The organism is Arcicella rosea (genome assembly GCF_040543805.1).
In the GTDB taxonomy this organism is placed as follows: domain Bacteria; phylum Bacteroidota; class Bacteroidia; order Cytophagales; family Spirosomataceae; genus Arcicella; species Arcicella rosea.
The window spans coordinates 187,662-212,044 of sequence record NZ_JBEUMS010000008.1; the positions used below are offsets into that span (position 1 = coordinate 187,662).

At 33.1% G+C, this 24,383-nt stretch carries 21 protein-coding genes; 7 read left to right on the forward strand and 14 right to left on the reverse strand.

Annotated features, from left to right (window positions below):
- The first annotated feature begins 42 nt into the window (after positions 1 to 42).
- Positions 43 to 792 (forward strand): DUF4905 domain-containing protein, encoded by a 750-nt coding sequence (locus tag ABID42_RS12550; RefSeq protein WP_367283945.1) that lies wholly within the window; start codon positions 43 to 45, stop codon positions 790 to 792.
- Positions 782 to 1,720 (forward strand): LysM peptidoglycan-binding domain-containing protein, encoded by a 939-nt coding sequence (locus ABID42_RS12555; protein ID WP_367283946.1) that lies wholly within the window; start codon positions 782 to 784, stop codon positions 1,718 to 1,720. Before ABID42_RS12550 ends, ABID42_RS12555 begins: the two co-directional genes overlap by 11 nt.
- A gap of 56 nt (positions 1,721 to 1,776) precedes the next feature.
- On the opposite strand, the gene ABID42_RS12560 is transcribed toward ABID42_RS12555, so the two are convergent.
- Positions 1,777 to 1,911 carry a hypothetical protein gene (locus ABID42_RS12560; RefSeq protein WP_323260865.1) on the reverse strand — a complete coding sequence of 45 codons (135 nt, stop codon included), beginning with the start codon at positions 1,909 to 1,911 and terminating at the stop codon, positions 1,777 to 1,779.
- A gap of 39 nt (positions 1,912 to 1,950) precedes the next feature.
- Between ABID42_RS12560 and ABID42_RS12565 the strand changes: the two genes are divergently transcribed.
- Both ABID42_RS12565 and ABID42_RS12570 read left to right on the forward strand, forming a co-directional pair.
- Positions 1,951 to 2,724: a TIGR02757 family protein gene (locus tag ABID42_RS12565; protein WP_367283947.1), complete on the forward strand. Its 774-nt coding sequence runs from the start codon at positions 1,951 to 1,953 to the stop codon at positions 2,722 to 2,724.
- A 60-nt stretch (positions 2,725 to 2,784) separates the two neighbouring features.
- Entirely contained in the window at positions 2,785 to 3,729 is a 945-nt protein-coding gene (locus ABID42_RS12570; RefSeq protein ID WP_367283948.1) for an aldose 1-epimerase, read from the forward strand.
- Between the two features lie 190 nt (positions 3,730 to 3,919).
- Here the strand turns inward: ABID42_RS12570 and ABID42_RS12575 are convergent, their stop codons facing one another.
- Together ABID42_RS12575 and ABID42_RS12580 are read right to left on the reverse strand one after the other, a co-directional pair.
- On the reverse strand, positions 3,920 to 4,807 hold the full coding sequence (locus tag ABID42_RS12575; RefSeq protein WP_323260859.1) for a Ppx/GppA phosphatase family protein: 888 nt from the start codon (positions 4,805 to 4,807) through the stop codon (positions 3,920 to 3,922).
- A gap of 24 nt (positions 4,808 to 4,831) precedes the next feature.
- On the reverse strand, positions 4,832 to 5,125 hold the full coding sequence (locus tag ABID42_RS12580; RefSeq protein ID WP_367283949.1) for a HesB/IscA family protein: 294 nt from the start codon (positions 5,123 to 5,125) through the stop codon (positions 4,832 to 4,834).
- 187 nt (positions 5,126 to 5,312) lie between these two features.
- On the opposite strand from ABID42_RS12580, the gene ABID42_RS12585 reads away from it, so the two are divergent.
- Positions 5,313 to 5,837, forward strand: coding sequence for a DUF7935 family protein (locus ABID42_RS12585; protein ID WP_367283950.1), 525 nt, complete (start codon positions 5,313 to 5,315; stop codon positions 5,835 to 5,837).
- A gap of 144 nt (positions 5,838 to 5,981) precedes the next feature.
- Here ABID42_RS12585 and ABID42_RS12590 read toward each other — a convergent pair whose 3' ends face one another.
- From ABID42_RS12590 to ABID42_RS12635, 10 genes are all read right to left on the reverse strand, one after another.
- Entirely contained in the window at positions 5,982 to 6,302 is a 321-nt protein-coding gene (locus ABID42_RS12590; protein ID WP_367283951.1) for a hypothetical protein, read from the reverse strand.
- A gap of 292 nt (positions 6,303 to 6,594) precedes the next feature.
- Complete coding sequence (locus ABID42_RS12595) at positions 6,595 to 7,443, reverse strand: hypothetical protein (RefSeq protein WP_367283952.1); 849 nt, start codon at positions 7,441 to 7,443, stop codon at positions 6,595 to 6,597.
- A 173-nt stretch (positions 7,444 to 7,616) separates the two neighbouring features.
- Positions 7,617 to 9,485, reverse strand: a complete 1,869-nt coding sequence (locus ABID42_RS12600) for a hypothetical protein (RefSeq protein ID WP_367283953.1) — start codon at positions 9,483 to 9,485, stop codon at positions 7,617 to 7,619.
- Between the two features lie 12 nt (positions 9,486 to 9,497).
- A complete protein-coding gene (locus ABID42_RS12605; RefSeq protein ID WP_367283954.1) occupies positions 9,498 to 10,478 on the reverse strand; it encodes a hypothetical protein in 981 nt (326 codons plus the stop codon).
- A 5-nt stretch (positions 10,479 to 10,483) separates the two neighbouring features.
- Positions 10,484 to 11,527 carry a carboxypeptidase-like regulatory domain-containing protein gene (locus tag ABID42_RS12610; protein ID WP_367283955.1) on the reverse strand — a complete coding sequence of 348 codons (1,044 nt, stop codon included), beginning with the start codon at positions 11,525 to 11,527 and terminating at the stop codon, positions 10,484 to 10,486.
- 183 nt (positions 11,528 to 11,710) lie between these two features.
- The gene (locus tag ABID42_RS12615) at positions 11,711 to 12,289 is read right to left on the reverse strand and encodes a glycoside hydrolase family 19 protein (protein WP_367283956.1); all 579 of its coding nucleotides are present in this window, start codon (positions 12,287 to 12,289) and stop codon (positions 11,711 to 11,713) included.
- Positions 12,290 to 12,478: 189 nt separating this feature from the next.
- Positions 12,479 to 13,318: a hypothetical protein gene (locus ABID42_RS12620; RefSeq protein ID WP_367283957.1), complete on the reverse strand. Its 840-nt coding sequence runs from the start codon at positions 13,316 to 13,318 to the stop codon at positions 12,479 to 12,481.
- Positions 13,319 to 13,589: 271 nt separating this feature from the next.
- Complete coding sequence (locus tag ABID42_RS12625) at positions 13,590 to 14,582, reverse strand: protein-glutamine glutaminase family protein (protein WP_367283958.1); 993 nt, start codon at positions 14,580 to 14,582, stop codon at positions 13,590 to 13,592.
- A 111-nt stretch (positions 14,583 to 14,693) separates the two neighbouring features.
- A complete protein-coding gene (locus ABID42_RS12630; protein ID WP_367283959.1) occupies positions 14,694 to 15,596 on the reverse strand; it encodes a carboxypeptidase-like regulatory domain-containing protein in 903 nt (300 codons plus the stop codon).
- A 938-nt stretch (positions 15,597 to 16,534) separates the two neighbouring features.
- Positions 16,535 to 19,825, reverse strand: a complete 3,291-nt coding sequence (locus tag ABID42_RS12635; RefSeq protein ID WP_367283960.1) for a UvrD-helicase domain-containing protein — start codon at positions 19,823 to 19,825, stop codon at positions 16,535 to 16,537.
- Positions 19,826 to 20,284: 459 nt separating this feature from the next.
- Between ABID42_RS12635 and ABID42_RS12640 the strand changes: the two genes are divergently transcribed.
- Entirely contained in the window at positions 20,285 to 21,517 is a 1,233-nt protein-coding gene (locus ABID42_RS12640; RefSeq protein WP_367283961.1) for a DUF819 family protein, read from the forward strand.
- A gap of 141 nt (positions 21,518 to 21,658) precedes the next feature.
- Here ABID42_RS12640 and ABID42_RS12645 read toward each other — a convergent pair whose 3' ends face one another.
- Positions 21,659 to 22,243, reverse strand: coding sequence for a Crp/Fnr family transcriptional regulator (locus ABID42_RS12645; protein ID WP_323260834.1), 585 nt, complete (start codon positions 22,241 to 22,243; stop codon positions 21,659 to 21,661).
- A 203-nt stretch (positions 22,244 to 22,446) separates the two neighbouring features.
- Between ABID42_RS12645 and lepA the strand changes: the two genes are divergently transcribed.
- Entirely contained in the window at positions 22,447 to 24,234 is a 1,788-nt protein-coding gene (gene lepA, locus ABID42_RS12650; RefSeq protein ID WP_367283962.1) for a translation elongation factor 4, read from the forward strand.
- The last annotated feature ends 149 nt before the right edge of the window (positions 24,235 to 24,383 follow it).

The window sequence follows — 24,383 nt, forward strand, 5'->3', positions numbered from 1 at the left end:
AATCGGAGATTCAAATTAGAATGTAAAATAACAATAAAATTTATGCTAAAAAAAATAGAGGAGACTTTCGCTGGAAAAATTTGGAATACTGTTTTTTATGAAGACAAAATGGTTTTGGAAGTAAGAGATGAATCTAGCCGACAAGTAAGCTTTTCTGCATTGAATTTAAAAACAGGTGAAGTATTATGGAAAGACTATCATCCAGAAAAATCTTGGTGGTTGGGTTTGGTTGGAATTTTTGGTAATCATTTGGTCCTACATAAATATTCAGATCAGCAAAAGCCTGAACCTCTGGGAGTAATCCTAATAAATATTACAACTTGCGAGATTGAACAAAGAATTGAAGACTGGATTTTTTTTAGTTGTGATGGCAATATATTAGTGCTTTATCAGTTAGATGAAAGTAATTTACCTATTTATCAATCGCTTGAAATCGGATTGAAACCATTTCAAAGCTTTATTCCTGAACAAAATCAGCATTTTGTGAGGCATTATCCTGATTCAAGTCCACATTTTCCAACGATTTTTAAATTCCTTTACCATTTAATAAATATTGAGGCTCAAAATGGGGTAGATTATCTGGAAGTCAATGACAAAATTGTAATTTCTTACTATATTTACAGAGGAAAGCAATTCCAAAATTATTTGTTGGTTACCAATAAAGAAAAAAAAATTCTACTACATGATTTCATCGCAGAGAGCGAAGGGATAGGAATAGACACCTTTTCTATGAAATCTGACACTTTACTATATGTTAAAAATCAAAATCAACTCATCGGATATGAAATATAACACTAAGTCCGTTGCTAAGATTGTCTCTATCTTTCTTTTATCAGCAACATATACATCATCTTTTGCCAAAGAAATAAGCCTAGATTCAGTTACAGTACGTAAAGAAGCAGGCAAAACGTATGTAATTCATAAAGTAGAACCTAAACAAACATTGTATTCTATTTTAAGAAAATATGGAAGTTCGATGTCTGAATTTAGAGCAGCGAATCCAGGGATTTCTGATAATGTAAATATTGGACAAATGGTGAAAGTGCCTTTTAATAAGGTAGTTAACACTGCTCCAGCAAAATATACAAGTAACTCAACAGCTTTATTAACCCCCGAACCTTCAAGACCAGCAACACATACTGTTGAACAAGGACAAGGTTTATACGGTATTTCTAGTAAATATAAAGTAGCAATTGCTGATTTGAGAAAATGGAATAATTTAACAAACGACCAATTGTCAGCAGGACAAGTACTCATCGTAGATGCTAAAGAGTATGAACGCAAAAGATATACTAATATCGACGTTCCTGCAAGAGGGGAAGTAAGAAATGAACCTTACAGACCAACATCAACTGTTACTGAACAACCCAAAGTAGCAGCAAAAACAGAAGAACCAGTACCAAATGATGTAAAAACTTCTTCGGAAGTAGTAAGAACAGCATCAGGATACAGAAGAACGATTGAAAGTGGTTTAGCAGAATTAATTGACGTTGAAGATAATTCAGGGAAATATTTAGCACTTCACCGTTCTGCTGGTGTGGGAACCTTGGTGAATGTGAAGAATATCGCTAACGGGCAAAGTATTTGGGTAAAAGTAGTTGGAAAATTACCCGATATTGGAAGTGATAAAGTAATCATTAAATTATCGCCAAGAGCTTTTGAAAAATTGAACCCAACAGAGAAAAGAATTAGAACAGAATTAAATTACATGACCCCTTAAAAAATGCGACGCAATAAAAGACAAATCACTTTTGGGCATATCGTGTTTAATGTTCTTTATACATTGGCATTTCCAGCCATCGCAACATTTGCTTTTTTATATACAGTGTTAGTTTGGATTTTTTCAATTCCTTCAAAACTTATCGCATTTGTTGCTTCAAAAATTAAATAAAAATACTCGGTATTATTCATCGTAATAATGCCGAGTATTTTGTTTTTATCCCTTCTATAATGACTAATTACGTCGCTGATTTATTAGCAGAAAAGTATTTACAGTACAATCAACCCAATTTTATTCCGAACGACCCAATTTCTATTCCACATCTTTTTACCAAGAAAGAAGATATTGAAATCATGGGTTTTTGGGCTTCTATTTTAGCTTGGGGACAAAGAAAAACCATTATCAATAAATGTAAAGAATTAATTACTTTGATGGATGGCAGTCCACATGATTTTATCTTGAATCATCAAGATTCCGATTTAAGAGCTTTTCTTTCTTTCAAACATCGTACTTTTAATGCTACAGATACACTGTACTTTATCGCTTGGTTTAGAGATTTTTATCAAAAACATGAATCTTTAGAACAAGCTTTCTTAGTAGAAAATAATAATCCAGAAGAATCTAATATTAAAAATAATCTTATCGGCTTTCATGACCTTTTCTTTAGTTTAGAAGATTATCCAGAAAGAACACGAAAACATGTTGCTACGCCACTCAGAAATTCTTCTTGTAAACGCTTGAATATGTTTTTGCGTTGGATGGTTCGAAAAGATAATCATGGAGTAGATTTTGGCATTTGGGAAAATATACCAATGTCAAGATTAGTTTGTCCTTGTGATGTACACGTAGAAAGAGTAGCTCGTAAATTAGGTTTAATAGAAAGACCTAAACCCGATTGGCAAATGGCGGTTGAGTTAACCGAAAATCTAAAACTACTCGACGCCAACGACCCAGTAAAATATGATTTTGCCTTATTCGGTTTAGGAGTAGAAGGAGAGATGTAACCTTGAACCCTGAACTTTTATTTTGCCTAAATTTTTAAATAGTAAGTAATATTATCCAACATGAAAATTACTCAAGAGGCATTCGGACGTTTCACTGAATACGTTTTATCGAATCCAACAACTGGAGAGACTGTTAATATTTTACCTGAATTGGGTGGAATTATTCGCAAAATGGTTTTCCGAAAAAATGAAAACTTATTTAATGTAATTGTTTGCGCCGATACCGACGAACAATTAATGCAACAAATGGCTGCATATCCTTCTGCACATTTATTTCCTTGGGGAAACCGTGTAAGAAATGGCAGATATTATTTTGAAGGAAATACCTATCAATTACCTATCAACGAAGTAGGGCTGAACAATGCCATTCATGGCTTTGTGGCTTTTGCTAATTTTGAAGTAATTGAAGAAATATCTACCGATACAGAAGCAAGTATTATACTCCGCTACCAATATAAAGGCAATTACTTTGGTTATCCATTTCCTTTTGTGCTGGAAATTAAGAATACACTATCTGCGAAAAATGGTTTTACTTTGACATACTCCATCAAAAATACAGGAACTAAAACGATGCCTGTGGTTTTGGGTTGGCATCCATATTTTAAAATTGAAGAAGAAACAGCTAATGATTGGCGAATTGATTTCCCTGCTATTGAGCAATCAATTCCGGATGAACAGTTGATTTCTGTAGAAACAAAAGCCGTTGATTTTAGTGAAGGAATCATCTTAGATGGTCAAGATTTAAATGCTGTTTTTGCGGTTAAACCAGCCGAGAAAGTAGCAGCAGTATTGCATTCAATCCAGAAAGATGTTTCGCTTACACTTTGGCAAGAAGGTTTGAAAGGTCAATTCTCTTTTATCGTTGTGTATATTCCAGAAGCACGTGACTGTGTGGCAATTGAACCAATGACGGGAAACACAAATGCTTTTAATTCTGGAGATGGATTATTGACTTTATCAGCAGGAGAGACTTACCAAGTAAGCTGTGGAGTGACTTTGTCGTAAAAGCTGTTTGAACTTTACTAGGTTTCTTTCTATTAGCAGGCGAATTAATTCGCCTGCTAATAGAAAAAAGATGATTATAACTGTTTATTCCCAGCAAATAAACAGGAGGTTTATATCTTTTGAACGGCTATTTTCAAAGCACCATAAAAATAAAGGGAAGAACATTGATTTGCTCTTCCCTTTATTTTTATTACTTCTTACGATGTTGAATTCTTTCATACACCATCTGAATAATTCCATCCTTTAAACCTAAATCAGGGACTAAAATACTTTCTGCACCAGACCATTCCATCGCAGCTAAATAAATAGATGCCGCAGGGACGATAACATCCGCACGGTCAGCGTTTAATCTCAATTTATTAATTCGCTCTTCGTATGTAAATGAGGCTACGTAATCTTTCAAACGAACTAATTCCTCAAAACTAATTGAACTAGCATCTTGATGATTCGGTGAAATATTGAATAATTTACTAATGTTACCACCAGTTCCTACCGCAGTAATTTTAGCATTTTTAACATCAATATTATGTTCTATCCAACGCTTCATTTTCTCCCAATCACCTTCTTTTTCCTTGTGTTCCAACAAACGAACAGAACCGATTTTAAAAGATTTTGAAGCAATTTTCTTTCTTTCAGAATAAATATTTAATTCCGTCGAACCACCGCCTACATCAATGTGTAAGTAATTGGCATCATCTAAAGCCTGAACAACTACATCATTGATTAATTCTGCTTCTTTTGCACCTTCGATGATATTGATTTTCATATCCAGAATTTTATGGATACGAGTAATCACAGCTTCGGCATTGCCAGCTTCACGCATGGCAGAAGTAGCACAAATCATATAATCTTTTACTTCGTGTAAATCTAATAAAAGCTTGTAAGCGTTTAATAACTTAAAAATTCTTACCTCAGATTCTGGGCTGATTTCTCCGTCATTAAAAACATCGTGTCCCAAACGCAAAGCAAAACGAACGTACTCTACTTTCTTAAAACTTATTTTACCATCGTTTTCCAGTACTCTGGAGATTTGCATTCTGGCGGCGTTCGAGCCGATGTCTATTGCGGCAATTTTCATGAATGATATTGTTGTATGATATTTCTATAATTTGTTAAAGGTAAAGCCATTTCCTTCCTCCTCAAAATCAAGCTCTATATTTATTAAATACATCAAATGGCGCTTGTCGATGATTACTTTCAATTCGTCGATTTGGTATAATTCGTCGTGTTCACCCATTTTATCAAAGCCAATTAAATAAGTGGCACTGCAAGCTCCACCACGTAAACCTACTCTCAGAAAGTAATTTTCGGGAATTCCTTTAATGCTCAAAGCCTTGATTACTTCTTGCTTGGCAATATCGGTAATACTGATGGGAATGATTGAAGTTGGATTCATGCTTTTTGTCATTATTGATGGAGTGTCTGCTGATAAAGTGATTTGTTTGCCTGTTTTCAATCATCAAACAAATCTACATTCACTCAAATTCATCAACCTTTCCACTGATTCTATCAGCAAAGGGCTTTTTCTGTGGGCAAAATTACTTATTTTTGAAAGATTATCGTGAATAATAAACCCCAACATCATGGAATTAGTTGCCGATTTAATAAAGGTTTTACTCCCCGCAGGATTAGTTTTATGGGCTATGTACCTAACAGTCAGTTCTTTTATTAGAAAAGAAATAGTAGAAAAAGAATTAAATATCAAGGCGGAAACCACCAAAACATTGTTGCCAATTCGCTTGCAGGCTTACGAAAGAATGGCTTTGTTTTTAGAAAGAATCTCGCCAAATAACTTATTAATTCGCCTTACGGGACGAGTGGCAACAGTTGCTGAGTTTCAGCAATTGATGTTGGTGGAAATCAGAGAAGAGTTTTCGCATAACCTTTCGCAACAAGTGTACATGAGCGACGAGGCTTGGCTGAACATCAAAAACGCCATGAACGAAACAGTAGCCTTGATAAACTTATCGACAAAAGATTTAGCTCCAGAAGCACCAGCGCTAGAATTATCAAAACGTATTTTGGAAGTAGCCATCAGCAAAAACATCGCACCGTCCGACGATGCCCTTAAATTCATCAAGCAAGAAATGCGAGATACTTTTATGTAGCTTTTGGATGAAAATTACTCATGTCATGACACCAATTGATGGCTTATAACTTTAAACGCTAGAGAAAAATTATTGTATTTATAATTAGACCAACGTAATTAACAAAAAAAGTCAGCAAAAAAATGCTGACTAGGATGACATGTTTTAATCATTCTCTTCATTATCCGAATTCTCAATCATTAACTTTTGAGCTTCTAAAAGCTTTTGATATTCTTTGAAATATTCATCTCGTTTCCAGTTATATATATCGCTGTTTTTTGAGTAATCAAAACAAATACGGTCACGGAGTCTGCGTAATTCATAAAGTAGCATATTATTGCCTTTACCTTTATCCCTAAAACCAAATAGACTTTCAATAGCGGTAAACACCGTAATACTAATACTAATGACAAGTATAAAATGTTCAGGATTAAAGCAGTAAATCTCAATTAATTTCGACTTAGTTCCACTGAGTATTGAAATCATAGCTCCCAAAATAAATATGAGAACCCTTGTTGTTCGATATAAGATAAGGTAGCGATTCTTTTTAGATTTAATCCTATCTATCATCTTTTCAACATCTTGATAAACAATATCATCAATTGTAAATTGTACTTAACTTCATTTAGATTATGTTTAGATTTTGATAAATCAAATATGGTAGTTATTATCTTGTACTCCTCAAAATCATAATGTGCAAATCGCCAATTATTATATATGTTTTTTAGTAAAGAGATAAAGATTTAAAGTATAGATTTATTACACCTTCTTTTAAACTTTACTCTCTCTCAAGCTTAAAAAATAAAGTCTTTTTAATTCCATTAATTTGTGTATCGCAATTATCCCTATCAGCATTATCACTAATAACATAAAATAAATTACTATCTTTAACTAGACCTTCTAAATTAGTACTGTATCTTTCTAATCTATAGTAATCGAAGCTTTCTGGAAAAATCAATTCGATTGTATTTTGATATGTTAAAGTATAGTCTCCACCGATTGAAAATAAACTTATCCCATATTTTAAAGTATCTGTTTGCTTTTTTTTATAATTTGTTGATAAAACATAGAGTTGATTTTTTTCGTAATATAAATCTGTATTTCTCGTCCAAGGGATATTATCTTTCGGAAGGTTTATTGAATTAATTCTCTCTCTTTTTTTTAATTGGTTATCCTTACCAATATCAAAAAGATAGATTTTTGATTTATCTTCATGTAATACATAACAAATTGAGTCCTTCTCATTAATAGCAATACCTTCTAATTTATATTTATTACCTTTTAATGACTTATCATCAATTCTTTTAATATTACTTTTTTGGTCTTTTAAGTCATAAGAATAGATAGCCGTATTGTTCTCATCTAATAAAAATAAATACCTATTCTTGTATAAGACAACACCTTCAATACTTACTTTGTCTTTTGGAAAAACTAAGTCATTTATCACTGAAATAACATCAAGCGTCTTTTTATTGAGGATATATATCCTATTGCACTTTTCAGCTACTAATATTATACTATCGTTCTTGATTACTATGCTTGAAAACTGGAACGGATATTGTTGTTCATTCAATTTAGCTTTCAAATCAAGCTGGGTTAATTTATAATTGATTTGTTGACTATTCACTTGGTAGGAGAATATTACCAGTAATAAAATTATACATTTCCTAATCATAGTAAAAATGGTTTTGTATTGACAAAAAAATAATTCTTTGATTGAATAAAATATGCAATAAACAATTAGACAGTGTAATCCTATCTAAGAGAAGTTTTCCTTCACCTGAGTATCAAATCAAATTCTTATTTATTTCCGATAATTTTTGCAAGGGGTAAATCCCATGTAAATCGTAAGAAAAATCGACTTGCACTTTTTGCTTCGGTAATATTGGTACTCGTTACTGTCCTCAATGCAGGTGTATATTGATAACCTAAAGCCCAACAAATTGGAGTATTTCTAATACCATGTTTGAGTGCTAACCCTGGAGAGAATACTTGCTTTAAAGTAATTTTTTCAGGTAGTTCAGATTCAGAATCGTTTAGACGATAAGCAAAAGCGGCTCCTATATCAATAACATTAAGAGATAAACCATAGTATGATTCATTTTTACGGCTTCCAACAACAATGTCAAAACCAATTGGGCATGTCACCGCAAAGGTATTTTTTGTAGAATTAAATGAATCTATCCCTTCAAAACCAGTAAAAGGAATTATACCGGGGTCTGCATTTAAAATTATACTAAAATCACTCTTTCTTTTATTCAAATAAGTATAGCTTGTTACATTTCGCTTAATAGCTTCTTTCAAATCATCTGAATTTTTTGTAGTTGTCACATCTACCATAAAAGTCCCGTATTTAATGAATTTACTAATGTATTTACTGGAAGAATCAGTATTATCCTTTAATACGTTTCTTAGTATTTTAGTGCTACCTTTTACAACACTTGTATAGTCTTTCTTTACTATGGATTTTGCCATGTCTATTGTACTTTGAGTAATTTCAACATATTTATCATCAACAAAATGATTCATATCATTCACTAATTTTATAAGTGTTGATAAATTAGAGAAGATTTCAATATATTCATCAGCTTTTACTTGTTCTTGAGCCTGAATATTTTCTATACTTTGTAGTAATGAAATTACTGTAAGAATATATTTTTGTAAATCCTTAGCTTTACCGTCTTTATCTTCATTTATTTTAAAGTCTTTTATTAGGTCATTTTTTAAGAGCATATGTTCTTTGTCTTGATGATAAATTAAGGCTAAAAAATAAACCCAATCATTTGACGTTTTGAACTCTGAAAAATCTTCTATCGTCAGCCATCTTTTTTGATAGGGTACTTTTGATAGAATAAGAGTCTGGTCTGTTTTCATTGGGTCTTTACGAATATTGCCTTGTATTAAATTAATAGAATGAATAAGGTTATAATAATTTTTATAAGCTGTATCTTCGGTGTACTTCCTATCTAAATAATTTATTAATTCAACAAAAGGTGTTTTTACTTTAATTTGGTTTCCGACGTCTAATGAAAATTTTATTGCATTACAAACCTCATTATTATTTTTATTTTTACAAAAGGAGCTTCCCAAATTACTTTTATCTACAAACTCTTCAAGTCCAAATAATATATTATCTAAATCATCATTAAATGTTTGTTTAATACTATTTCCTAACCTTTCATATTTAAACAAATCTTCTTCATTTAGATATTTGAATGTTTTTGGTAAAATATATTTAAAGTCGGATGTTTTTTGTAATTCTCTTTTAAATTTATCAATGTACATGGTTGTTGCTTGTTCTCTAAATGCCTCTGCCGAATATTTAGCAATTCCATCTATTAATATACTTTGAAAATTTGATGGTATTTTGTCAAGTATACCTTTAGTACTAGATTGTTTTGTAGGAAAATCACTAGGTACGCTTTTGTGACCATCAATATACTTCTTTAATGTATCAAACGATAAACTAGAATTAAAAGGGTCATCTAAAAATTGCTTTAAATTTTTATTTAAAGAATCTTTTGGTACTTTATTTTTTATAGAATCACTTAGTATTTTGTCTCTAATTAGTTGCAATTTTAAAGTATAATCAAAGGCATTTTGACCAAAAATGTTAGATATACTTAGTGAAAATAATATTGTCAATGAAATGAGGTAATGCTTTTTCATAGTCGTAATTGTTTAAATGAAAGGTTTGATTTGCAAAGTTTCCATTATGTCAGGTAGATGCTGTGCGATAGCAAATTCTTGTGTAGGTAAAGATTCATTAAAATCACCTGCTATTTGCAATCCTATTCCAAATTTTTGAGTACTATCAAACCACACTGCACCTGAATCCCCTTGAAAAGATATTTCTAAATCATTTTTATTTTGAATATCTTCAGGTTCAAGCCAGCATCCTTCAACCCAAGCAATTCGCCCTTCAATAATATGGTCTTGGGAGTGTTTGTAAATACCTATTCCCCTTACAATAGCATCAGTTTTACCAGTGGCTAAGCCAATTTTAGTGACTTTTTCTCCTAATACAGGATATCTTACATCTTGAATGATAATATTTGTTTCAAATAATTCATTTTTAAATGCGATAATATTGTTCACTATCTGCCTTTTAGCAAATATTTGATTCAATTGTGGAACAATTAATTCACATAAAGCGGCATCACCATTTGGGTCATATCTTTTAAATCTTGCTATGGCAAAAACAATATTGGATTTATCAGAAGGCTGTATAACAAACTGCCCATTACTAACAACATGATGTGCTGTCAATAAGGAGACTTTATTAGTTGTAACATCAATGCAAATTAACCCTAATGTTCCCCTATTGTGTCCGTCACCAATATTAATACAGGGTTGGATCACACTGAATACCTTTGATTGATTAGGATTCTCCTTTGGGAAATTTACTGTTTTATTAAAATGAATCATCGGCATTAACTTCCATACTATGTATTTTTGTGAATCTAATAAGTTTGCTAAGTTTTTCTTATTTTCTTCAGTTGTATCATTATTGTTCCCAGAAACAATAACTCTTATTTTTATGTCTTGACTTTCTGCAACCAAATCTATTCCCCAAAAACCTTCTTTCCCTTTTAGTTTTGCAAAAACTAAATTGAGTTCATCAGCCAATAGTGGATACCTTTGTCTAATTATTGATGACATTTTATCTATGGTTGTTTATTCAATACAAGATGCAACGGTTTATTCTCAAAATCACTTGCTTTTTCAATAACAAGATGCTGTTTCATACCCATATTAAACCCTTTATCATCTAGTAAATCAGCACTTATTTGATATAAGCCAACAGGGATATTTGTAAATTCAAAAAATCCTTCTTTATCTGTTTTTGTCGTATATATGTTTGAAACTATATTTTTATTAGTTAGCTTAACTTCGCAATTTTCTAATGATAGCTCCTTTAATGTATTGTCTCCAATTATAATATTTCCAGATAAGTTAGCAATCTCTTCTGTTAATACCTCTGCTTGATTATTTGTGTTTTGTACTCCATTCAAAGGAATAATCACATCTTTCAAACGGTTAAGTAGCTCAATGGCTCGTCCAGAAAAAAAACCTAAAATAAATACGAACACAATAGAGTTATTTGAGATTTTATCCAAAGAAATAAGGTTTTGACTAATTAGTAAATTCGAAGAAAAATAAAGAATAAAACTAACTGGAGGAGCATAAAATAGCTTTGCGATATGGTCATATATAAGTTTACTGGAAAATTTCCCAACATTATGTGCATTGACAACTGTGTATAACACACTTGATAAAACTCCAAACCAAATCCAAAAAAATAATTCCGCATAAGCCTTAAACCCTTTCATCCAAAAAAAACTTCTAACTTCAAAAGGATAGCTGGGCAAGACAAGCACTAAATACTCTAGTGAATTTTTATCAACTAATGAATCTATTACTTTACTTGCTTCTTCGTCTTCATTGAGTCCCACTAAAAGGCTAACTTTTAGATAATCTTTGATACCTATCTTAACTGCTGTTTTTTTATTAATAGCACTTTCACTATCTGTTTTACTAATAATAGCATTGATACTTGTAAATTGTTCTGGAGATAATGCTTTTATTTCTTTACCCTCAAAAATGATATGTAAAAAAATATATATGATTACTATAAACCCAGAAGATGAGAGTGCAAATAGGTACCATTGATGAAATAGTCTCTTTTGTTCTTCTTTTTCTTTTTTCATGGAATTTGTATTTATTTTTTTCGACACTGTTTAGAATCTATCAACATATTTAGATTATACCTCAAAGAATATAATATTTGATATGAATACTTTTGAAATAAGAATTATACTTATATAAATGCTCCCTCGCTTGGTGTAATGTAGGAACACTACGCAAAACAAAGGGTTTATTTAGAGGTTTTGCTACAATACATGACTAATGCTTGCATAATATTTTAAAGCATAGTCTTTAATTAAATTAGCTTTATCTGTACTATTAATTATTTTACGGGCATTAAACCAATCTTCGGTTTTGGGATTAAAGTAATCCGAAAGCTTTTTTTTCGTAAACCAGCCTTCTATCATTCCTAAAAACATAATTTGGGTTGCATTTGATAATATCAATACATCTGATGCATTATGCAAAAAGTCTTTTCCAAGTTCTTTTCCTGCACGTTCGTAATTTTCATACCACGTTAGTTGAACAAAGCCTCTTCCATAAAATATTTCATTGGTATCAGTATATGGTTTTTTATTCATCTTTACCCTTGTACCGTAAATCATGTTTTTACCTTTACCCCATTCTTCAATTGGTTGCATGGTTCGCCCTGTTTCATGATGAGTTGTAGCTAACATGTAGGCAAGCCAACGTTCGTCTGATTGGCTGTAGTTGGTTTCCCACTCATTCAGGATAGCTGTTAAGCCTTGTAATTGTTTAGGATTTACTGAACCGCCAAATAAGTTAAGCTTGACGTGGTCGAAAAAAAACTTTCTGTTTATCATAATTTAAGTTCTCTTTTTTAGGGTAACAAACTTTTACCTACTCTTTTAAAGGGAAAGTTTTAATAAAATCTTTAATCGGACAGAGACAAAATTATTTTGTATTTCTGCAATGTAACATTGCTGTACACTCTGACGTAGTGATGAAACACTACACCAAGCGGAGGTGTTCAATGATAGAAATAATTACACTCAAGGATACCATATTTCGTAATGCCGAGGTCTAACACCCTTTCCTGATATTTTTCTTGGAATACTATTAATATTTAAATTCGGATATTTACTACGGATTATGTCTATAATTTTGAATGCCTCATCCTTTTCTTCATCTCGACAATATCTAACCTCAACTAATTTTGGAAGACCTATTTTTTTTCCTCCAACATTTTCTATACCAGGTACAAGAAAATTTTTAGCTCGTAATGCAGACTGAATTACTTTGGTTTCATCTCTTTGCCCCTCTGTTGAGATTTGAATGTAAACTCGGGGGGGTAGCAAACTTAAATTTGGAGTATTTCCCTGTGAAGAGTTACTACGAGTATCAATAACAGCAGCAGCAGCATTAGCCTTTGCTTGCTGATTCATGGAAACTTTTGAAGTGTTGTATGAAGTGCTACTCACAATACCCTCTAAAGCCGATTCTAATTCACCTGGAAGCTCGCCTTGAACTTTAAGATATTTGGTAACTTCAATTGCTAATCTCCATTGTTTTTCCTCCTGTGAGGCTAAATAGGGTAAAAGTACAGATACAAGAGTTGCATTTCGTCGAGTATGCTCTAACTGGTTTTGTTTTTCTTCAAATCGTCTTCTTTCTCTAATTCGTTCCAGCTCTAACTGTTGTTCTTCTTTTTGTTGAAGGAAAGTGAATATGAAAGTAATTAACCCAACTACACACGTGGATAAAAACCAAAGTCCAAAATTACTATTTAAAAAAGTCCATACCTTATTACTAGGAACTTCAAGGCTTCGTTTAACTTCTTCTCTATACTTTTCTTCCGCAAGTATATGAAGTTTCATTTCTTCAGAGATCATGTTGAAATAAATGTGTTAAGTATGAGGAGCTTTTATTTTAATAGAATGTATAATGAAATATATTACTGGCAATCCAATACTTGATTTCATTTATTACTGAAATATGAGTTTTATGAATATTGGAAAATTGCTTGCAGGCAATGGATAGGGCTTGGCGATGTGACAACTTCACAGCAAATTCGTTCAAACCGTATCCAAATTTAAGTTAGAATTCGTTCGTTCAATTTATTCCAAAACCGACATATCGATAAGTCAACACTGGCAGCAGTTTTTAGTGAAGTTCTTGAACTATCTGAACCCATTTTGACGTTTGTCGGATAAAAATTTCACGATATTTATCTAATATGGCTTTATGCTTTTCAAGTAGATCAGGGTCGAGTTTACATTTTGACGGATACTCAAGGTAGATTGATTCTACATTGTTGACGCTTCCAAATAGAATTTTATATTCCTTGACTAATTCGGCTTTTGAAGGGTCATTAATTATTGGAAGCAATTCACTCGTATAAAATTGATAAGCCATGTCATTTATTGCCATTCCTTTTTCAACCCACTGTTGTGTAACTCGGCTACCAGAATACATGTAAAAGTCGCCAGTCATAACTTTTGGTAGATAATTGGGCAACTGTATATCATTATCAGTAGTACAATTTTGGTCATAATCTTCATAGTCATGAACAAATGAACCATTAATTGAATAAAACAAGTAATATTCTGAATTTAGAAATGTATAGTAAGACGCTTTACAATTCTGAACTAATAGCCACTTTCTATAAGTAATTGGTTTATCAAAAAGAGAAGGGTCTAAAACCAAAGTATCTAGTTTGCCATTTACTTTAGCTAATACTGTTGGAGCAACATGGAAGCCCCAATGAATTTTTCCCGTTGGGCTAAAGTTATTTTTATCTGGAACTTCAAGCATTTGAGAACTAAAAAAAGTCATTTTTGATGGTGCAAAATTCCATATTTTAAAATGCGATATATTTTTCTTTTTCAAAAACATACTCATTATTTCTGCTCGGTTATGACAATTATCTTGAGGGTAGTTAAACTGTATTTTTGAAGAATTCTTTAAAAAATTAAACGCTTCTACTACTTTTTGATAATCTTCAATTTTGAATTGAGAATATGTAAAAATTGGGATACCTTCATTTTGAGCTATTACGACATTCACCAAATGTTTCGGCTTAAAATCCATGTAGGTTTGTGAATAGACAGAAAGTGATAATGCTAAACAAGCAATCAGGTTTGAGACTGTTTTCATAACTTTTGTGTTTTTAATATCCGACTAATAAATTGCTACCAACAAATATACAACCGCCATACACTCAAGTTTTATTAAATTTATGACGGTTATATTTACTAATAAACCACCTCACCCCTCCAACCCCACAAAAACCCGATTAACCTTCCCCATTTTCACCACAAAAGCGTTGTCTATATAATCTTTAAAACCTGTGGCTTTAATGCTTAGTTGGTAATCTCCGTAGGTGACTGGCTTGAAAACGAAGTTGCCTTCTTTATCACTTTTCGTTGTGGCGTTTGTTGTGCCAATGAGGCTAATAACTGCCTCTTCAATGGCTTTGCCATCTACCTTGTTAATCACATTTCCTTTGATTTGGGTTACGGGTTTATTGGGTGCGTCGATATGACGTACTTTCTTATACGTATTCACAAAATCGGGATGTGTTTTGTTAAAAACTACGACTAATCTGTCTAACCTGTTTTTGATTAGTGTATCGGTTTCGTCGATTAGCTTAATGATGTTATCGTTATAGTTTGATTTTTCTGATATAGTTGTTTTTGTTTTAGGTAATAAAGCGTTGTAATCATTTATGGCTTCGGTCAATTCATCTAATGTGGAGGCTGTGATGCCATAGGTTCCAAGCGCACTGAGGTTTGACTGTGTACTGTTATAAATATTGGTAACGGTTGCTACTATTAAATCTTCCCTAAGTTTTTTTAAATCGCTTAAAGAATAATTCACCTCATCCATCAACACTTTATTGTTAATAGTAACTGCATAAGCATATACTATATTGGCTATCTCGGAAGCTACTAAGCAAAGTTTTGCTTTGGCAGTGGCTTTATCTGCTGATATACCTGTTGTGTGCCTAATTTCCCTGACTAAATAGTCTTGAATTTCATTCACTTTAATTGTTAAGGCATTAATAGCCTCTGAAAATGCGGTGTTTGTAGAAACAATTCCTGCATTGTTTTGGCAAAACAATAGTACGCCTCGGTACATGTTTACCTTTGATTCTTGTCTAGAGTTCATAGATATATTAAAATTAAAAATTGATGTAGTTATGAAAAACTAATTTGAGTGCATTAAAACCTTCGTGTAAATCCCTATTTCTCAATTGTTGGCACTCTTTTCTTGATTATGCTTACTTATTTCTTGATTGTAGTTGAGTGTTTCAAAACAACAGTTGGCTTTTTCTCAACTGTAATTACCTGTTTCTTTACTGTCAGCTATTGTTTCTTGTTTGTAATTATCTGTTTCTCAATTGTCAACTACTATTTCTCGACTGCAATTATCTGTTTCTTGACTGTCAGCTAATGTTTCTCGACTGTCATTACCTGTTTCTTGACTGTCAGCTACCGTTTCTCAATTGTCATTACCTGTTTCTTGACTGTCAGCTACTATTTCTCAATTGTCATTACCTGTTTCTTGACTGTCAGCTACTATTTCTCAATTGTCATTACTTGTTTCTTGACTGTCAGCTACTGTTTCTGAAATGTCATTACCTGTTTCTTGACTGTCAGCTATCGTTTCTTATTTTTAATTGAAATTTTGTGACTATAAGTATTTGTTGAACGGTTGTAATTTGTGGAGTTTAAGGTGCCACCTATTGTTTGAAATTATCTTATGTCTTTTCGTAAGTATCAGGAAATGAATAAGATATTGTGCTCGTTGATTGTTGAGTCAAACTTAGTTAATTGAATTTAAAATGACAAATAAAAAGTCAAAAAACTTATTATTCGGTAAGGTTTTTTGTAAAAACTCAATTTTTGTTCAAAATATCATAGGATAATAATCTTTTGAAGAGATTGATGACCAATAAAAACGGCGAGCTTAAAGGCTCGCCGCTACAATTTTTTATTTAATTTTCATACTAATTATTTGAAACTTCAGATCAAAAAACCTTGCAATTAACTTCATTGTGATTTTATGATACTAAAGCACAAAATATTTAGCACTCTAAACATTTATCAATCCACCTCCACCACCTGTTCATCTTTTGCTTTTTCTTCTAAATACACCAATATTCCTTCTACTTTGGCGTGACCCATTTCTCTGTAGATATTCATGTATTGTCGCACTTGTGTTTTGTGCGAATCTGATTTTGAACCTGTTTTATAATCCAAAATCACGATTTTGTCTTTGAGTCTGACTACTCTATCTGGACGTAGTGGCTTTCCTTTGGGCATCAGAATTTCTCTTTCGTTTTTAATGGCTTCTTCTGCTACTTCAAAAAGTGGTTTGATGGCTGGCAAACTCATAATATTTTCTAAAGTATGCTTTAAGCCTGCTACTTCCGTCGCTGTTATCAAACCTTCTCGTAAAATCTCTTGCAAAGCATAATCAGTATCATGATAAGTCTTGATTTTCGCAAAAGCAGCATGGACTTTATTGCCATAATCTTTACTTTTTTCAAATGTTTTTAGGTCAAAAAGGCGTTCAGCACTTTGTCTGAGTTTTACTTTATTGCTTCTTTCAAAACTGGTTATAGCACTGATTTCTATTAAATCCTTTGCTTTTTCTTTTTTATCTTTTTGCTTTTTGGCTTCGCCTTGATAGATGACTTCAAAATGGTTTTCTTCTTCTTCAATCGGCGGACAATTGACAAATTGATACAATTGATTGCCAACCGTCTTGTTAAAATCTTTGATGTTTTTCTTAACTATCAGGTACAATCTATCTGTTGGACGAGTAAGTCCTACATAAAGCATATTCAAACTTTCTAAAAAAGTCTTTTCTTTTTCTTCTTTGTATTGATTTACGACTGCCGTTTGCTCCAGAGATTTTGTTACTCTAAGCGGTGCATTTTTTAGGATTTTGTCAGCTTTTTCAGATGATTCATTCGCAATTATTAATTCGTTTTCAACCGGTAAATCAGCCCAAATTTCTGTTCTTAAACTGGTGTCGGTCGTCCAATGACAATAAGGAATAATAACCACAGGAAATTCCAAGCCTTTAGATTTGTGAATACTCATTACGTTTACAGCCTCTTGTCCTTCGGGTGTAGAGATAGAAAGTAATTCCTTTTTTGCTTCCCAATATTGCAAGAAATCGGTAAGATGTGTGCTCTTTTTGGTCTGAAATTCGAGGATAACATCCAAAAAACGAAAGAGAAAATCTAATTCTTTATGATGTTCAAAAAGAAAGAAAGTATTGATAATCTTTTCGGCAATTTCATATAAAGCCATTTGCTGTAAAGCAAAAGATTCTAAAGCATAGCCTTCGTCTTCTATCAATTCATAAAACAAAGTAATATCGCCAGACTCAATGGCTTGTTTGATAATATGGTTGTCTTGCGTAGCAGGAATTCTATGTAAAACCACTCGGTAAAATAAATAAATGGCTTCGTATTTCGACAAAGTATTCTCTGGATTTTGCACGACTTTCATCAAAGAAATCACCAAATTAACGGCATCCGAAGCACTTAAATTCAATGAATCTGAGGAAACAACATCAATATTGGCATCTTTCAAAGCATTGGCGATGATTCTGCCATGCTTATTTTTTCTACATAAAATGGCAATGTCTGCATAATTATAGCCTGCTTCACGTGCCTCATCAATTAATGTCATGATTCGTTCGAACATGATTTCATCCTCTACTTCTCCCTGTAAAAAATCAATTTCTAAATGACCGCCTTCTTTTGGTTTTGGCGGTACTTGTTGCGCAAAGAATTCATCATAAACAAAAGGAAGGCTAGGAGCAATGCTTTCGTTTTCGGCAGAATCTTTTATAAAACCAAACAAATCGTTATTGAAAGTAATTACCTCTTTGGTACTTCTGTAATTGGTACTCAGGTTTTCGGGCTTTAAGTATGGACGAATGCTGGCGTATCTTTCTATCAAGAAATCATTTTCTTCGTTGCCTTCTACCAATCTTTCTAAATTGTCTTTGTGCAAATGCACAATCAATTCCATTTCTCCGCCTCTGAAACGGTAAATAGATTGTTTGGCATCGCCAACCGCCAAATTGAAATGTCCGTTTGCCAAGGCGTTTTCTACCAAAGGCAAGAAATTATGCCATTGTAGCGTAGAAGTATCTTGAAATTCATCAATCAGAATGTGATTATATTTTTCTCCCAAACGTTCATAGACAAACGGAATGGGTTCTTTCATCACAATTTCAAAAATTTTACGGTTAAATTCTGAAATATGAATTTGTCCAGTTTCATTTTGAATAGTGGCAATTTCCTTTTTTAGCTGACTCAACAAAGCTAATTTCTTGGTCTGTTTAAGAATCTCTTTGAAGAGTATATATTTTGATTTTTCGTTGTCCTGAATAGAAAAAATATTACTTAAATAACTACTTAATTCGTCTGAAATGCCATCAATTGCTGCCTTAATTCCACCTTTTTGCGTTTTTGAATACCAGTGATTTTCCTCAACGGCTTTCATCACATAAGAATTGGGCGAAGCAAAAACATCATTTTGCAATTTATGGAAATAAGCTCCCACGCCCGAACGACTTTGGAAGAAATCCCCAATCGTTAAACCCGCAGAATCTATACTTTCTAAGGCTACTTGTGAAATCGTTTTGATTTTAGTTTCCAAATATTCGCAATAGGCCTTTGTTTGTCCTTCAATTTGGAGAAAATCTTCTGCTTCTAAATCCGCAATATTGTCGATAGCTTCTTGATGTTGGTCAGATAAAAGACTTTTTCCGAAAACAGATAATTCTCCAGCCAAACCATTCCAAGATTTTCCTTCATCCGCTTTTTCCATCGCAAAGCTTTTGATGGCTAAAGTAATTTGCTCGAAATGCTCTGTATTTACTTTTTGTAATAATTGCTCAACTGCGGCATCCAAGAGTACTTCAGAATCAAGACTTACTTCAAAATTGAAAGGAAAATCTAATTCCTCTGTAAAAGCAGAAACGATTTTCTGCACAAAGGAATCTATCGTAGAAACAGAGAAATTGGCATATTCATGAATGATATGTTTAAAGGTTTTAGACGCTCTTGCACGCAACTCTTCTTCATCAATTTCAATCCCTTCTTCTTGTAATTCCTCCAAAATTTGCTTTAAGATTCCTTCCGATTCTTTCCGGTCTTGCAAATCTTCAGAAGCAAATTGATGCAAGTATTTCAAGATTCTTTCTTTCATTTCGCCAGCAGCTTTATTCGTAAAAGTCACTGCCAAAATATGATTGAAATAAAAAGGAGAAGTAGTTTTAAGGGCTAATTTGATGTACTCTTTCGCCAAAGTATAGGTTTTTCCAGAACCAGCAGAAGAAGAATATATTTTGAATTTCGGGCTTTGCATTTTTTTGATTTCGGGTTTCGGATTTATTTAGATGAAAGAAGCAAGACAAAAGACACAAGAGAAAAAGGTTTAGAATAGCATTTCAAAAGAAGTGACAGACACTCTATCTTTTGCTTAGTGCTTGTCACTTTTATCAAAATCATGTCAAATGTCAGGTTCAGTGTCTCCACTGAACATCTCGACTGGTGGTTTGTGAGACACAAACCACGGCAAGAGAAACAAGAGATGCTTTAAAATAGAATTTCAAATGCTGTTCTCTTATCTCCGCTGAATAATCTTTAATAGTTTGTGAGACACAAACTACGGCAAAGAAAAACCTTTTGCTAATGCCTTGTTTCCTTCCTCTTGCTGCTTTTATCTCAAATCTTGCTTCTTGTCTCTTGCTTCTTATCTCTTTACATCTAAATCTTATTGCAAATTACAAAAAGCCTGTAAATTTGTTTATCATAATCCCTCATCATGCAACAAACATTTATTACAAACGACGCCGTTATCTTCGGAATACTACTTGGCATCATCTATTTTACCTTTTATACTTCTTCTTTAGAGAATCGTTTTTGGAAACGTTTTTATACTTTCTTTCCAAGTATTTTAGTTTGTTACTTCGTTCCCGGTTTATTGAATGCCTTTCATATTGTTGATGGCGAAAACTCTAAATTGTACGATGTAGCCTCTAAATACTTATTGCCAGCTTGTCTTTTATACTTTACCATTAATATTGATTTTCAAGCATTGAAGCAATTAGGCGGAAAAGCCATCATTGTTTTCTTAGCAGGAGCTTTGGGCGTAATGGTTGGTGGCCCTGCATCGCTTTGGATTGTGAAAATAATTAGTCCAGAAACCGTTTCGGGAGAAACTTGGCGGGGTTTAGCGACCATCGCAGGTAGTTGGATTGGAGGAAGTGCCAATCAGACGGCTTTAAGAGAAGTATTTAATCCTGCTCCAGAGGTTTTTTCTCAAGCTATCGCTATTGATGTACTTACCGCAGAGCTTTGGTTAGCTTTATTACTCTACGGTGTTGGTCATGCCACAAAAATTGATAAATTCTTCCGAGCAGACACCAGAGCAGTGGATGAAGTCCGCCAGAAAATTGAAAAAAGAGCCAAAGAAAATGCAAGAAACCCAAATGTAGAAGATCTTTTAAAGATTCTTTTTATCGGTTTTGGAGTAACAGCCATCGCTAATGCTTGTTCAGATATGATTGTACCTTTTATCGAAAACAATTATCCAAATCTCAAAAAGTTTAGCCTTTCTTCTTCCTCTTTTTGGGTGATTTCATTAGTAACTATTTTTGGTTTAATACTCTCACAGACCAAAGCAAAACAAATTGAAGATGTTGGTGCATCAAAATTTGGTTCAATATTTCTGTTTATTCTTATTGCAACGATTGGAATGAAAATGGACATTTTTGCCGCTTTAGAAAAACCTCAACTTTTTTTAGTAGGCATCATTTGGATGTTATTTCATGCCAGCTTTACTTTAGTTGCGGCATATCTGACCAAAGCGCCTTACTTTTTTACGGCTGTTGGGTCACAGGCAAATGTTGGCGGAGCGGCATCTGCCTCGGTAGTAGCTGCTGCATTTCATCCTTCATTGGCTTCTGTAGGAGTATTATTAGCCATTTTAGGCTACGCACTCGGTACTTATTGTGGATATCTTACGGGTTTGATGATGCAATGGGTGATTGAGTAATGATGAGTTTTGAATGATGAATTATGAATAAATTGTAGCTTTCAAATAAGCTGTTTTATTCAAAATAGACTTTTGTGAATCGTTAAATTGATTAACCACTCAACATACAATACATAATTCATCATTCAAAACTCATCATTACTAAAGTCCTTTCTTCAATCTACTCAACGATTGTGGCGTAATGTTGAGGTAGGAAGCAATAATATGTTGAGGAATTTTCTTTTCAACTGCTGGAAATTCAATCAGTAATTTCTGGTAGCGCAATGTGGCGTCATCTAGCATAAAAGAACGTACTCTGTTTCTTTCTTCGCAAAAATAAAATTGATTAATGAGTCTCCCAGCTCTTTCCCAACCGTGGAATTTGTCGAAAAGCCATTGTAAACGCTCGTGTGTGATGTACAATAACTTACAATCTTCAAGAGCATCTAAATAATCAGTAGAAGGTTGTTGAGAAGCAAAGCTTACTTGTTCTGTGAAGATAGTTCCATCAAAGGCGAAGTTGAAGGTTCTATTTTGTTCTCCATCTACTTTGGTATAAGCTCTCAGTGTACCTTGTAGAATAAAATAAATTTCATTACAAACATCACCTTCTTTTAGCAGAATATCTCCTTTCTTGCAGGTTTTGTATTGTAACTTACTAACGAATGATTTTACCTCCCTTTCAGAAAGTACCACGAATTTGCTCAGGTACTCAACGATGGGGTAAACTTCAGGGGTTAATTTCATGGCGGTAATGAAGTTTAAATGAATTTTGTTTAGTTTAGATAAAAATTAGCCATATCGACCTTTATTCTTATCTCTTTTCTAATTACTTATTATCTTTTTCAAAGTTAAGGACGTAATTTTGTAAAAAGTATAAGTAAATCCTGTATTAGAGCTGGTAAGTTATACAGCAACTTGAAATAAATCAATACCGTAAAATAAATAACGTGAAAAACATACGTAACTTTTGTATTATTGCCCACATTGACCACGGAAAGAGTACGCTCGCTGACCGATTAATTGAATTTACAAATACCGTTCAAAAACGGGATATGCAAGCTCAATTATTGGACGACATGGACTTGGAGCGTGAGCGTGGTATCACTATCAAATCGCATGCAATACAAATGAATTTCCCTTATAAAGGAGAAGAATATGTATTCAATTTGATTGATACGCCGGGTCACGTGGATTTTTCTTATGAAGTTTCACGCTCAATTGCTGCTTGTGAAGGTGCTTTGTTGATTGTAGATGCAGCTCAAGGAATTGAAGCACAAACTATCTCAAACCTTTTCTTGGCTTTGGGGCATGACCTAGAAATTATTCCAGTATTAAATAAAATTGACCTTCCGGGTGCAATGCCAGAGGAAGTAAAAGATCAAATCGTTGATTTATTAGGTTGTGAACGTGATTCTATCATCCATGCTTCTGGTAAAGAAGGCATTGGTATAGAAGATATTTTGATTGCCGTTGTTGAAAGAATCCCTGCTCCGAAAGGTGACCCTGCCGCTGAATTACAAGCTTTAATTTTTGACTCTGAATTTAATTCATATCGTGGTATCGAAGTAATGTTTAGAGTATTCAACGGAGAAATCAAAAAAGGAGACAAAGTAAAATTCATTGCTACAGGTAAAGAATACTTTGCAGATGAAATCGGTACTTTACGTTTGGAAAAAGAACCGAAACAATCTATCAAAGCTGGAGACGTAGGTTATTTGATTTCAGGTATCAAAGAAGCCAAAGAAGTAAAAGTTGGTGATACGATTACGCACCGTGACCGTCCTTGTAAAGAATCTATTCATGGTTTTGAAGAAGTAAAACCAATGGTTTTTGCAGGTATTTATCCTGTTGAAACGACTGAATTTGAAGATTTACGTGATGCAATGGGTAAATTACAATTGAATGATGCTTCACTTGTTTGGGAACCTGAAACATCAATGGCATTAGGTTTTGGTTTCCGTTGTGGTTTCTTAGGAATGCTACACATGGAAATTGTTCAAGAACGTTTGGAACGTGAATTTAACATGACGGTAATTACAACAGTTCCTTCAGTAAAATTCAATGTTAAATTAACAAATGGAGAAGAACTTTGGGTTTCTGCTCCTTCAGAATTACCTGAGCCAAACTTGATTGACCACGTTGAAGAACCAATTATCAAAGCACAAATCATTACTAAATCTGACTATGTAGGAGGAATTATGAAATTGTGTTTGGATAAACGTGGCGTACTTTCAAACCAAATTTATCTTACTTCTGACCGTGTTGAATTGCAATTTGACTTACCACTTTCAGAAGTAGTATTCGATTTCTTCGATAAATTAAAAACGATTTCTCGTGGTTATGCGTCTTTAGATTATGAATACAAAGGCTATCAAGAAGGCGAAATGGTGAAGTTAGATGTGATGTTGAATGGTGAAAAAGTAGATGCACTTTCAGCAATCGTTCATCGTGATAAAGCTTATGAATGGGGAAAACGTCTTTGTGAAAAGTTACGTGAATTATTACCAAGACAACAATTTGATATTGCTATTCAAGCGGCAATCGGACAAAAAATCATTGCTCGTGAAACGGTTAAAGCTTTAAGAAAAGACGTAACTGCAAAATGTTATGGTGGTGATATTTCTCGTAAAAGAAAATTATTAGAGAAACAGAAAAAAGGTAAGAAAAGAATGCGTCAAGTAGGAAATGTAGAAATTCCACAAGAAGCATTTATGGCTGTATTGAAATTAGACTAAGAGTATCATTAAAAAATCCGTTATCAGTTAATTGTTTTCCGTTCGGACTAGCAATTAATTGATAACGGATTTTTCTTTTTAGTAGCACTTAATATAACATTGCTGTCTTAGACCAACTCAAAAATCACTCAATCACAATTCACTAACTC